This is a genomic window from Hymenobacter sp. FMD4 (genome assembly GCF_058932745.1).
Genome location: NZ_JBZYWH010000037.1, coordinates 1 through 12,790 on the forward strand (window position 1 = coordinate 1; position 12,790 = coordinate 12,790).

Annotated in this window: 11 protein-coding genes; 7 read left to right on the forward strand and 4 right to left on the reverse strand. The window is 56.6% G+C overall.

The features are described 5' to 3' along the window. On the reverse strand, positions 1-1,489 hold a 1,489-nt coding region (locus AC5FXY_RS21095), incomplete at its 3' end, for an alpha/beta hydrolase family protein (RefSeq protein ID WP_493558705.1). Positions 1,490-1,983: 494 nt separating this feature from the next. On the opposite strand from AC5FXY_RS21095, the gene AC5FXY_RS21100 reads away from it, so the two are divergent. Together AC5FXY_RS21100 and AC5FXY_RS21105 are read left to right on the forward strand one after the other, a co-directional pair. Next, positions 1,984-2,187, forward strand: coding sequence for a hypothetical protein (locus AC5FXY_RS21100; protein WP_493558706.1), 204 nt, complete (start codon positions 1,984-1,986; stop codon positions 2,185-2,187). Positions 2,188-2,257: 70 nt separating this feature from the next. After that, positions 2,258-2,935: a hypothetical protein gene (locus AC5FXY_RS21105; RefSeq protein ID WP_493558707.1), complete on the forward strand. Its 678-nt coding sequence runs from the start codon at positions 2,258-2,260 to the stop codon at positions 2,933-2,935. Between the two features lie 282 nt (positions 2,936-3,217). On the opposite strand, the gene AC5FXY_RS21110 is transcribed toward AC5FXY_RS21105, so the two are convergent. The 3 genes from AC5FXY_RS21110 to AC5FXY_RS21120 all read right to left on the reverse strand — a co-directional run bounded on the left by AC5FXY_RS21110 (position 3,218) and on the right by AC5FXY_RS21120 (position 6,629). Beyond that, the gene (locus AC5FXY_RS21110) at positions 3,218-3,580 is read right to left on the reverse strand and encodes a DUF4180 domain-containing protein (protein ID WP_493558708.1); all 363 of its coding nucleotides are present in this window, start codon (positions 3,578-3,580) and stop codon (positions 3,218-3,220) included. An 81-nt stretch (positions 3,581-3,661) separates the two neighbouring features. Then, on the reverse strand, positions 3,662-4,996 hold the full coding sequence (locus AC5FXY_RS21115) for an amidohydrolase family protein (RefSeq protein ID WP_493558709.1): 1,335 nt from the start codon (positions 4,994-4,996) through the stop codon (positions 3,662-3,664). A 658-nt stretch (positions 4,997-5,654) separates the two neighbouring features. Next, positions 5,655-6,629, reverse strand: coding sequence for a hypothetical protein (locus AC5FXY_RS21120; RefSeq protein WP_493558710.1), 975 nt, complete (start codon positions 6,627-6,629; stop codon positions 5,655-5,657). Positions 6,630-6,805: 176 nt separating this feature from the next. Between AC5FXY_RS21120 and uvrA the strand changes: the two genes are divergently transcribed. From uvrA to AC5FXY_RS21145, 5 genes are all read left to right on the forward strand, one after another. After that, on the forward strand, positions 6,806-9,661 hold the full coding sequence (uvrA, locus tag AC5FXY_RS21125; RefSeq protein WP_493558711.1) for an excinuclease ABC subunit UvrA: 2,856 nt from the start codon (positions 6,806-6,808) through the stop codon (positions 9,659-9,661). Positions 9,662-9,853: 192 nt separating this feature from the next. Next, positions 9,854-10,273, forward strand: coding sequence for a hypothetical protein (locus AC5FXY_RS21130; RefSeq protein WP_493558712.1), 420 nt, complete (start codon positions 9,854-9,856; stop codon positions 10,271-10,273). 172 nt (positions 10,274-10,445) lie between these two features. Beyond that, positions 10,446-11,249 carry a TspO-related membrane protein gene (locus AC5FXY_RS21135; RefSeq protein WP_493558713.1) on the forward strand — a complete coding sequence of 268 codons (804 nt, stop codon included), beginning with the start codon at positions 10,446-10,448 and terminating at the stop codon, positions 11,247-11,249. Positions 11,250-11,316: 67 nt separating this feature from the next. Beyond that, positions 11,317-12,081 (forward strand): triose-phosphate isomerase, encoded by a 765-nt coding sequence (tpiA, locus tag AC5FXY_RS21140; protein WP_493558714.1) that lies wholly within the window; start codon positions 11,317-11,319, stop codon positions 12,079-12,081. A gap of 211 nt (positions 12,082-12,292) precedes the next feature. Then, positions 12,293-12,682: a 7(1) septoil knot domain-containing protein gene (locus AC5FXY_RS21145; protein WP_493558715.1), complete on the forward strand. Its 390-nt coding sequence runs from the start codon at positions 12,293-12,295 to the stop codon at positions 12,680-12,682. The last annotated feature ends 108 nt before the right edge of the window (positions 12,683-12,790 follow it).

Sequence of the window (12,790 nt, forward strand, 5' to 3'; positions counted from 1 at the left end):
CTTCGCGAACCGGGGCACCTTTGCTGGCACTGACTTTAGCCGAAGAAGACGAGGCGGCTTTTTTGGCGAAGGGCGAAGCGACTTCAATGGGCTTAGGCGAACTGTTTTGGGCTACCCAGCCGTGAATCAAAGCCAGTGCTTTCGGCGAAAAAGTCGGCTGAATCACGCCATTGACCATCGGCCACTGGCTTTGCTCAGCCTGGAACCAATGGTTTACGCCCGGCAGCTTGTATACCAATACATTGCGGTTGCCTTTGGCCCGGAGGCCTTTCTGCAGCACCGGCAGGTTACGATTGGCCGATACCAGCACGTCGGCGGTGCCATTCAGGGCCAGCACCGGGCATTTTACTTCGCCTAGTCGGTTTTTGGGGTCGAAGTCGATGAAGTAGCGGTACCAGGGCGAGGTGAGCTGGGTGGCCCGAGCCTGTACCATGGTAAAATCGATATCAGCGTTGCTCATGCGTAGCATGGCGGCCACCTTGGCACGGGCCATGTCGTCGTTGGGCGTCTCGCGGATGATATTCAGCATGCGCTCGTGCAACTGTAGGGCCGAGGTTACCTGGGCCGTATTAGCTCCGATAAGCCGCAGAATCTCAACCTGCTGCCGCTTCAGCAGCTCGGCTCCCGAGAGGCCGTAGCCAGCCAGTGAAATCACGAAGCTAGGCGCAATCTTGTGCGTGGCGGCCAGCAGGGCCACGTTGGCGCCTTCGCCGTGCCCAATCATGCCCACGTGTGCCTTGTTGATGCGGTAGTGCGCGCGCAGAAAGCCCATAGCCGCCTGCGCATCGGAGACGAGGTCGGCGGTGGTGGCCATCTGATAATTGCCGCTCGACTTGCCCACGCCGCGGTCGTCGTAGCGAAGCACAGCTACGCCGCGCCGAGTAAGGTAATCGGCCAGGATGTTGAACATGCGGAAGTTATCTACCGAGGCGTTGCGGTCCTGCGGGCCTGAATCCGAGATGAGCACCACGGCCGGGAAAGGGCCTTTGCCCTGCGGCATGGTCAGGGTGCCCGTAAGCCGTACTTTATCCACCTTATTGGGCACCACTACTTCCTCTTCGCGGTAAGGAGCCGAGGGCTTGAAATTAGCTGCATTGATGGGTGAGCCGCTGCTACGCTCCAGCACCAAGGCCGTTGTAAGGCCCGGCTGCGACCAAGTGCCGCTCATCTTCTTGCCATCAACGGAAAGCTTCCCCGTGAATTTGCTGGCCGCTTCCTCAATCTGCATGCTTACATCGGAGCCTTTCACGATGGCCTTTACCGGCATGCGGCTGATCTTTTGCTTAGGCACATCCAGCGTAGCGTACAAGGAGCCGTTGGAAAGAGGAACAATAGTGACGACCAGCTCCCAGTTGCCGCCCGGCACTTTGATTTCACCTTTCCATTGCCCGCCCAGCGGAGAATCGGCTGGGCCCGGCTTGGCTGCCGCCAGCAGGGGCACCAATGCCAAGAGCCACACCAAAGCCTGTAAGCGTAAAAAAATCTTCATAAAGTGAAATTAGCGGTGGGGTGTAGCACTTGTAATTACGGTTTTCGGCAGCAGAACTTCAAAAATAAGCAAAGCATTGGTGAGGCCACATACGGTAGCTCCACAATAGAGTTGTTTATTCCAGACCGTATGAGAATACCGTTACTCAAATAACACGCCAGCCCCGTTGCGCGCAACGGGGCTGGCGTGTTTTAGGCAAAGCTGCCAAAGACAATTCAAGATTTTTGTCCCGATACGATGATGGTGCAGTTGTGCTTTCACAACTGCGGGATGGTCGGGGTGAATGGTTCAGTTCTTTCCAACCTCCAGGCTTCTCTAACTACAAAGACGAAAGGCGTCGACCAGCAAGCGGGCGGGTGGCTGCTTGTATAGAGGGTGGTTTATTTGTTGATGGTCAGCCAAGAGGGCGAGTAGTGGGCTGCGCTGGCGCAGTGTAGGTGTTGCCGGAAGCGACTAAGTCATATGCCCTCACTAAAGCTCCCTCTCTGTATAAAATGCACGTCATACACAGTGCCGGTGATTATGCGTTGCAGGCACGCCGCTGGTCGGTAAACCTAGCTTGGCTGCCGCCATCAATAAAAGCGAGCGGAACGGCTGCAAGTGTCAAACAGATTTTTATCTATATTGACGACTATATACTTGATGGTTCTCCCAATGAAACCGACTCTACTGACTCTAACTATTACCCTAATATTTAATTCAGTCGCCTTGGCCCAAGACGGTGGAATTAGCGGCTTTGGTAATACCACTGTCCCAGCTTTTGAGTTTATGAATCGGGAGATTTTCGATGCCGCGAACAATGCCGCTATAAACTCCCAGAAATACAATATGGTGATGAACTCGCTCAGTAAAGTACCCGGGCGGGGGTATTATACCGAGGACTGGCTGCCAGGTACCGTGGTACTGAGCAAGGGGAAGAAAAGAGTGAGTAGTGGCATTCGCTACAACATGGCGCTACAGGCCATTGAGGTCCGCGACTCATCGGCCAGTAACGGCGTGCGGCTGCTGCCAGCAAATGAAGTAACGAGTTTTACGCTGGGTCCAGCCAACCGCCCTAACAGCCGACTGTTTCAGTCACAAAACTATACGAACAGCCAAGTAAGCGGTGGTCGGAACTTTTTCGAAGCCATAACCACCGACGGTGCAGTGCAATTGTTTGTACTGCACGGTATTGGGCGCAAGCCTACAGCCAATCCGGCGACTACCGGCGAGCTTCGCACCGCTGAGCAAGTGTACATGCGCGAGGCCACGCTGTACTTATTAAAGCCCGGGCAGAAAAACCTTGTTGAGTTTATGCCCAACCGTAGAAGCGTGCTGAAGCTATTTGCCAATCGCACCTCAGAAATGGAAGATTTTATTAGCTCCAAAGGATTGCGTTACGATAACCTACAGGATGTGGTGACTATGACGGAGTATTACAATAAGATTATTGCCAGCACCAATTAGACTGGTTCAGAATCAGACGAGAAAAGAATGTGTTGGTGATTCAAAAATCAACATGCTGTGTGTCAATCTCTATTAGCTTCTATGTCAAGTGGCTTAATTGATTTGGCTTTATAATGACCAAAGGCATCGACGTAAAAGCGGGCGGCTGGTTTTGTATAGGAACAGTTTAATTGCTTAGGACACTAAGTAACTAAACGGTTGCGCGAGGCTATTCTAGGCCGGATAATACGGATTCAGGTTCAGGCAAAGGACCCCAACTGCCACTGCCCAGCTTGCTATAGATTAATTGTCAGTCGCTGCACCCAGCGCTTCGGCCGTTGAGCTAACGAAGTTGACGTGTTTAGTCTTGTTGCTCTCCAAGATGAAATCCTGGAGGCTCTTGCTAGAATAGCGCGTAAAGTCGCCCACAATAGCCAAGCTGACCCGGTAATTCGAAAACTTCTGGAGGATTTCACCGGCTATGCCTGTTTTCAAATCGAAGAAGTCCTCGGTAATGTTCTCCTGGTACAGGATTACTTTGTCGAATCCTTGGTAGTACAAGTCGCCCAGCAGTGCCAGCCCGTCTGCTAGTTTGGTAATAACTAGGCCCGTAGAGGTGACTTCGGCGATGTTAACCCCATTGATTTTGTGTGCTTCTATTTTCATGGTTTGAGGAGATAAGGGGCATAAAATGATGCTGTAGGCCGCTGATACAGTAAGGCTGCCAGGGCTTATCTAACCAGACATTTACTGGTATGCGGCTTCCACTTCCCACAGCATCTGATCCAGTCGGGCCCGGTCGTACCACTGGCCTTTTAGCAGCACGCCTTCGATGGCTTTGGTATTCCTGATGTCGATCAGCGGGTTTTGGCTCAGCAACACCAGGTTGGCGTTTTTGCCTTCCGTAATGGTGCCATCCGTGGGGTAGGTGCCCAGGTAGCGGGCGGCATTGACGGTGCTGGCGTGCAGGATATCGTAGGGCTTGAGTCCGGCTTTTTGTAGCAACTCAAATTCTTGGTGCAGCGAGAAACCTACGATGACCATGCCGTAGGTGTCGCTGCCGATCAGGAGAGGGACCTGGTGGCGGGCCAGGGTGCGGGCGAAACTCCGAATCCAGGCGGCTTGGGTTTGGAAGAACGCGGGCGCTTTCACGCCGTCGAACTCGCGGGTACGGAGCTTACGGTAGTCGTTGCGCTCGGTCAGAAAGTCCTCCCGCTGTTGCCGGGCCAGGTATTTGGTCAGGCTGCTTTGTTGGAGTGCGGCGAATTTCTGGTCGTCGAGGCAGTTGTTGATGAAGTCGAAGACGACTAGCGTGGTGCCCACGTAGGCGCCGCTGGCCTTCACCTGCTGCGCCACCTGGTTTAGCGCGGCGCGGCTTTGCTTAGCCAGGGGCCGGCCGGTCTCGTCAGCTAGGTACACGAACTCCTCGATGTGCTCGATGGATTTCAGGCGTAGCGAGTATTCCAGCGGCAACTCACGCTGGGCGTGCCCCACCACAGGCAACTGCCGAGCCTGCGCTTCGGCCAGCAAGGTCAGGTACAAGTCCCGGGGCAGGTTATCGGCGAGTTTCAGGAAGTCGTAGCCTTGGTCGCGGTGGGCCTGCACCACCTGGCGGATCTTCTCCGGCGTGTCCAGGGCCGGGCGTTGGAGGTAAGGCCCGGCGGTGAAGTAGTTGAGGCGGGGCAGTTCGCCGGCCTGGGTTTGGCGGCGAATGCCCAAGTGGTGCCGCCCGTCCGTCTCGGCCATGTTGCGCACCGTGGTGATGCCGTTGGCCAGCAGTAGCTTGAAGTCACTCTGGATGTCGTTGCTGCGCCAGTGGTAGTGCATTTCGGCCAGGCCCGGCAGCAGGTACTTGCCCGTGCCGTCGATGCGCTGGCTAACCGGGAGGGTGAGGGGCGCAGCGGCGGATTCTATCTTCAGAATCTTGCCGTCGGCGATGAGCACGCGCTGGCGCGGCAGCACCGTCTTCCAGGTCATGGGGATGACGTTGACGTTGTCGATGGCAATGATGCCCGGGCTTTGCGCCCGCGCCGGCAGCCAGACGGTGAGAAGCGTGGCGAGTAGGGCGAGGAACGTGCGCATGGCGGGGCGGCGGTGGGCCTGAGGGTTGGCGTCCTCGGGCGCGGGCGTTGGTTAAGCCCGCAATTTCCGCCGCCGGGCTTTGCGCTGCAATCACATGATTTGTGGGGAGGTGCAACATCGGCTTGCTGCTGGGGCGGTAGTGGAGGTCCAACCTGTACTTATGGCTGGTCACGAGTTACGCTGCGTTAAACTCGCGCCAGTGTGGGTGACTGTTCCTCACTGCTGGCCTTTTCCATAGCGCGTTCGACTATTACTGTAAAATCTGTCGGTTTATAGCCGGTTACGCGTGATTCTGCACCACCCAAACTGTAAGCCGGCTAGTTCGTTCCATCTTATCATCTCTGTGTACCAAGAGGCCCGCTTAGTAGCCGGATTATACAGAAGGAGATTATCAGGAAGTACCAGAACAGCGTACCAACTTCCTTTGGCAGCTGTTGAGATACGTCTGCCATCTATGATGCAGCCGGTGCAGGGCATAAATTCGCTTAAATACACACCACGGTCATATTCCCAGGATGTTTGCACTAATCTTGATGGCGCAAAAGCTAATTGATCGACGAAAAGCATAGTAAGGCATATAACAAGTATGCCTCCTGCTAATGTGAGCCTGCGCCTCATTCGGGTTTGGTAACCCAATCAGTTATGCAGTGGAAATACTTCAAAAAGCTACTGAGGCAGTCTTAGCGCCATTCAATTGGCTGAGCACGTACAGCGCGTTGGCAATGCAGTCTTTAGCGCTGTAGTTCGTGTAAATGAATACTGTGCGCCCCTCTTGAACTATCGAAGCACTACTTCCAGTCTCTGGCTTACGGGTGTTAAACAGAAATGTCTTTTTGCCTGCTTTGTCATGGAGGGGTATTGGAATATGAGGCTTGTTGCTCAGCACAAACCGACAGGATTCAAGGAGAATATCCTTCCACGTTTTAATTGGCTTCGTCGAGCCATCGGGTAACTGCAACTGTGTAGGTTTCAACCCTGGTTGTAATTGCAAAGGGTTGACTTGATCAAGGTTAACGAAGCCATTGACTTTGGGTAGTAATGGCAGACTTGGCTGCTTGAGCTTTGTCGCAGGTAGGGGAAACACAAGTGCGGCATCAGGAGTCATGATGTTGTTTTTCCACTTAGTATCGATAGGACTATCAGGCAAACCGTAACCAAAAAGAGCCGCATCCAGCCTTTGCACAAACTGTAGCGCACCGGCTAAGGTCTGCGTTTCACTTAGCTCAAACAGAACGGGCTCAGATGATCCTTTGTGCAAATTGGCGTAGCAATGCCAATGCACGCCATCAGTGATGAACACAGTTTGCACCTTGAAGCCGAGGGCGTAACCAAGAATCTTGCTTACATAACCGTGCTTATCGAGAGTCGAGCCCAAACACTTGGCTTCGACTACCACTTGAGGCGTGCCCCTGCTATCATATAGCAGATAATCTACACGTAGCTCGCTGCCTATCGTTTTCTCAGGTTCCACCATGCGCACATTGGCCGTGTCCCAACCTAGTGCCCGTAAAACAGGATCAATCAATGCAGCACGGGTAGCTGCTTCATTCTTCTTTAGTAGGTCACCATTATCAGTCGCCTGTCGACAGACGGATTGTAATACGCTAGCAAGCGTAGCAAGAGGACTAAGCACGGGCATCTGAACAGAAAACGTCTTATTAGCAATGTTAAGCAATAGTCCTTCTTTAGCAAGGCAAGAAACACTTGAGGCCTGCAATTGCACAGGTTCCGTCGTACCTTCGGCGGTCCAATCCGCGCTAATGCAATTAGCCGAAACCTTAGAGGCGGGATTGGGTGTTAGAGGAACCTATGGCCCAGGAGAACCTGCAGGTAGCCGCCCCGGCTGCCGACCCGATTGATCAGCTCGATCCGCGCGAGTACATCATCATCAAGAACGCGCGCGTTCATAACCTCAAGAACTTGAGCGTGGCTTTCCCGCGCAACAAGTTTATCGTCGTCACGGGCCTGTCGGGCTCGGGCAAGTCGTCCTTGGCGTTTGACACGCTCTACGCCGAGGGGCAGCGTATGTACGTGGAGAGCCTAAGCTCCTACGCGCGCCAGTTCCTGGGCCGTATGGACAAGCCTGACGTGGACTACATCCGCGGCATCTCACCGGCCATTGCCATTGAGCAGAAGGTATCGGTGCGGAACAACCGCTCCACGGTGGGCACCAGCACCGAGATTTACGACTACCTGAAGCTGTTCTTCGCCCGCGTGGGGCGCACGTTTTCGCCCGTATCTGGGCGCGAGGTGCGCAAAGACCAGGTGTCGGACGTGGTGGACTACCTGTTCACATTGCCCGCCGATACCCGGGTGATGGTGCTGGCGCCCTTGGTAGCCAGCGAAGACGGGCGCCCGTTACGTAAGGAGCTGGACTTGCTGCTGCAGAAAGGCTACGCCCGCGTGGTCATCAACGGCGAAATGGCCTTCATCGAGGACCTGCTGGCCGAGGGCCAACCGGAGCCGGAAGGGGAGGTGCAAATCATGATTGACCGCGCCGTGATTCAGCCCGGCGACGAAGACCTGCAGTTCCGCCTTTCCGACTCAGTGCAGACGGCCTTCTTCGAGGGCCACGGCATCTGCCTGGTGCGGCTCGCCGACGAAACCCGCACGTTCTCCGACCGCTTCGAGCTCGACGGCATTGAATTCGAGGAGCCGAACGTCAACTTCTTCACCTTCAACAACCCCTACGGGGCCTGCCCGCGTTGTGAGGGTTTCGGCTCGGTACTCGGCATCGACCCCGACCTCGTCATCCCGGACAAAACGCTGACGGTGTATGAAGGGGCCGTAGCGCCCTGGCGCACTGAAAAGCAAAGTGAGTGGCTGAAGCCGTTGCTCAAAAACGGCATCCGCTTCGATTTTCCCATTCACCGTCCTTACAACGAGCTGACTGAGGCTGAACAGCGCCTACTGTGGGAAGGCAACAAATACTTCGACGGCCTGAACGCCTACTTCGACTGGGTACAAACCCAGACGCACAAAATTCAGTACCGCGTGCTGCTTTCGCGCTACCGCGGCCGCACCGTGTGCCCCGACTGCCGCGGCACCCGCCTGCGCAAGGATGCGCAGTACGTGAAAGTCGATGGTAAGAGCATTGCCGATCTGGTTCTGCTGCCCATCCGCGACGCGCTGTCTTACTTCGAAAACCTCGCCCTATCGGAACACGACAAAGCTGTGTCGGACCGCCTGGTGACGGAAGTGCACAACCGCCTCAGCTACCTCGTGCGCGTGGGCTTGGGCTACCTCACGCTGAATCGTTTGTCGAACACGCTCTCGGGCGGGGAGTCGCAGCGCATTCAGCTGGCTACTTCGCTGGGCTCGGCGCTGGTGGGTTCCATGTACGTGCTTGACGAACCCTCCATCGGCCTGCACCCGAAGGATGCGGAGCAGCTTATCGGGGTGCTGCGCTCCTTGCAGCAGCTTGGCAATACCGTGGTGGTGGTGGAGCACGAGGAAAAGATGATGGAGCAGGCCGATCAGATCATTGATATCGGGCCGGAAGCTGGCTCGGGTGGCGGCAATCTGATGTTTCAGGGCACGTACCCGGAAATCCTGGAAGATGAAAACACCTACACCGGGCGCTACCTCAGCGGCAAGCTCGAGGTGCCCGTGCCGAAAGTGCGCCGGCCCTGGCGTAACGCCATTGAGGTAGTAGGTGCCCGCGAAAACAACCTGAAGAACCTCACCGTGAAGTTCCCACTGGGCGTGATGACGGTGGTAACGGGCGTATCGGGCTCCGGCAAATCCACGCTGATTAAGCGCATTCTGGCGCCGGCCCTCACGCGCCACCTGGGCGGTACCACATCGGAGAGCATGGGCAAGTTTGATAAGCTCGGCGGCGACGTAAACGCTGTGACGCACGTGGAATTCGTCGACCAGAACCCCATCGGCAAAAGCAGCCGCTCTAACCCCGTAACCTACGTGAAGGCCTACGACTCCATCCGGACGCTTTTCGCTGACCAAGCCCTGGCCAAGGCACGCGGGCTGAAGCCTTCCCACTTTTCCTTCAACATCGAGGGTGGCCGCTGCGAGGTGTGCCAGGGCGAAGGCCAGGTGAAGATCGAGATGCAGTTTATGGCCGACATCTTCCTGACCTGCGAAGCCTGCGGCGGGCGCAAGTTCAAGCAGGATATCTTGGAGGTGAAGTACAAGGACAAGAGCATCGATGAGGTGCTGGAACTGACTGTGGCCGATTCGCTGGACTTCTTCGTCGATCAGCCCAAAGTGGCCGAGCGCCTGAAGCCGTTGAACGACGTGGGCTTGGGCTACATTCGTTTGGGGCAATCGGCCAACACGCTCTCCGGTGGCGAGGCCCAGCGCGTGAAGCTGGCTTCGTTTCTCACCAAAGGGGCTACGCTGCAGTCGGATAAGATTCTGTTCATCTTCGACGAACCCAGCACCGGTCTGCACTTCCACGACATCAACAAGCTGCTCACGGCCCTGAATGCGCTGGTGGAGCAAGGCAACTCGGTGCTCATCATCGAGCACAACATGGACATCGTAAAAGCCGCTGACTGGCTCATTGACCTCGGCCCTGAAGGCGGTATCAACGGCGGGCATTTGTTATTTGAGGGCACCCCGGAGGAGTTTGTGAAGCTCAAGGACGAGAACCACACCGCGCGTTTCCTAGCCGAGAAGCTATATGGAATAACTGATCAGAACTAGTTTGTCATCCTGACGAAGGAAGGGCTTTATCACGCCAGAACGACAATCGTTATAACGACTCGTTTCAGCGGTGGTAAGGTCCTTCCTTCGTCAGGATGACAGGCGTAATTGGATCGTTAAGCAGGGTTGATGCCTTTGGCTTGACGCAAAGAAGCGGCGTGGAAGTAATTTCCGCGCCGCTTCTTTGCGTTTATGCCTAGCTGTTATTTCTCCTTATTCAATGCCGTAGTACTCGGGTGCCTGAGTCTGCCTGCCCTGGCTCAAACGCCCGATACCACCAACTGGAAGCGTGCTCGGTATTATTCGGCGCCCCGCACGGTGCTGCGGTTGGGCGGCGCGTTTCAGCCGAAAGCCTGGTTGGAAGTCGGGGTAATCCGGCATGCGGTGCAGTGGCAGGCCCTGGGTGCCGCCAGTCACGGCCCTTATGCCGCGACCGATTTTCGGGTGGCCAACAACAAGCTGTTGCTGGGACCCAAGGTGGGCTACTCGCTTGGCGCTATGGCCTTTGGCGGCGACGTATCGGCGGCATATTACACCGATTTCAGCCGCGGTCAATTGGTACTCACGCCCGCGTTGGGCGTCGGGGCGGGTGGCTTCGTGAATTTGCTTTAGGGGTACAATATTCGGCTGGGTGGCTCTCGTTTTGCGGAGGTCGGGCAGCACCGCTTCAGCATATCGGCCCATATCAATCGTAAATACGACCAGCACGGTGTGCGGCGGGTGATGCCCTGAGTGGTAACCAATGCCCGCTGCCACGGTTGCGTAAACACAAACTTTCTACCCCATGGAAACCATTGCCCCCTCGGCTTCGCTCAGATCGGCCACTGCTACGCCGGGTTACGCGTGGCGCTGGCTGGCGGCCACCGCCATTTTTGGCTGCATCGGGCTGAATTACTGGTGGAATACCAACCCTGCCAACGGGCAAAACATGGGTCAGGTATCGGCGCAATACCCCACGCTGCTCACGCCGGTAGGCTGGGCGTTCAGCATTTGGGGGCTGATTTTTCTGTCGGAAGCCATTTATGCGGTATGGCAGCTGCTGCCCGCGCAGCGGCTCAATTCGCTGCCCGACGCGGTGGCCCGGCCGCTGGTAGTAGCCAACGCCGCCGCCGCTGCCTGGGTAGTGTGCTTTAGTTACGAACTGATCGGGGTATGCACGGCGCTTATGCTGCTCACGCTACTGGCGCTGATTTTGGCTTACGGCCGGGCGCGCCGGCTGGTGCTGGCCCGCCAATCAGCAGCGGCGGCCAGCTGGCCCTTCTCCTTTTTTCTAGGTTGGATTTCGGTGGCGACGGTGGTCAACCTCATCATCGGCCTGCGCGAGCTGGGCTGGACGACGCCTACCAACATTACGGTGGTGCTGTGCGTGGGCCTGTTGGCAGTGGTAGTGACCTTGGGGCTACTCATCAGCAGCCGCTTCCGCGATGCGCTGTACCCGCTGGTGCTGGCCTGGGGGCTCACGGGCATCTGGTTTGTGCGCCGCTATGATATACCCGAGCTGGGCTGGATAGCCCTGGGCGGGGCCGCGGTAGTGGCAGTGGGCGGCCTGGCGCTGGCCTGGGCCAGGCGCCGGCGCACCGCGGCGTAGGTGCGTGAAGCCGACGGATTGGGTGCTAACTTGCCCGCCCAATCCATTCCCTACCTAACTCGCTGCTATGCGCAAGAATATCGTCGCCGGTAACTGGAAGATGAACACCACGCTCCAGGATGCCCAGGCTCTCGTGTCGGAAATCGTGAACATGGTGCAGGACGAAGTGACCAGCTCCAATGTGGAGGTTGTCATTGCGCCGCCGTTCCCGCTGCTGCCCGTCGTGGGCCGGCTGCTGCCCGAAGGCGGCCGCATTCACCTTGGCGCCCAGAACTGCCATCAGAAGGAGAGCGGTGCATTCACCGGCGAAGTATCGGCCCGGCTGCTGCAGTCCATCGGTGCCGAATACGTAATTCTGGGCCACTCAGAGCGCCGTCAGTACTTTCGCGAAGACGACGAGCTGCTGAGCCAGAAGCTGAAAGCAGCTCTGGCTGCCGGCCTGAAGCCCATCTTCTGCGTGGGCGAGTCGCTGGAAACGCGTGAGAGCGGCGACACCTTTAAGTACATCGAAAGCCAGCTGAAAAACGGCCTGTTTCACCTCTCCAATGAGGAGTTTGACCAGGTTGTAGTGGCTTACGAACCCATCTGGGCCATCGGTACGGGCAAAACGGCTACCAGCCAGCAGGCTCAGGAAGTACACGCCTTCATTCGCGAGCAGATTGCCCGTGCTTACGACGCCGAGGCGGCCATGAATACTACCATTCTGTACGGCGGCTCGGCCAATGCCCAGAACGCCCGCGAGCTGTTTTCGCAACCCGATGTGGACGGCGGCCTGATCGGGGGCGCTTCGCTGAAATCACGCGACTTCACCGATATTATCAAGTCGTTTTAACTAGCTTCGCTGCGCGCCGACGGCGTTTGCCGGCTTCACGCAAGGCTTTTCTATAGGGTAAGCAGGTTTACTAATTTGCGCAAAAGCGTAATTGGTAAATCTGCTTACTGGTTTAATGACATCGTTAAACAAAAAAGACCAGCGCCTGAGCCGCCGAACCAAACAACTTGGCGTGGTGTCTGCTGCTTGACCTGCTTCTGACTTTCGGCCTATGTTTCTGATTACTCTACTTTCGGCTGCCTTGGGCTGGGCCCAGCCCGATGCCGCGCCGCGCGTGCCCTTTTTCGCTCCGGTGCAGCAAGGGCGCGGCGGTTACGTCGATCCGTGCAAAGTGTATGGCAGCATCTATCTGGAGCGCGACCCGCGCCGCCGCGGGTTCTGCTCGGCCACGGTGTACGTGGAGCAGCAGGAGGCTTTTGCCAGCTTAGTGGTGTATCAGGAAGTGAATAAGCTCTTCGCCGATAAGCCGGGCCTGTGGTACGTCACCGACGCCCGCGACTTCGCCGACTTCACCGTATTCGTGACCGATAACCGCGCCTTCGCCGATTTCGGTATCTTCTACAGCAAGGTGCGCTCGTTTGCCGGCTGCCGGCAGAACTAGCCGTTACACCTGCCTCCAAAAGCCAACGCCCCTGGCCCGAACTATACACGTTCGGACCAGGGGCGTTTTTTGTTTACAGCTTAACCAACCCCACGCGCCGGTTTCGGG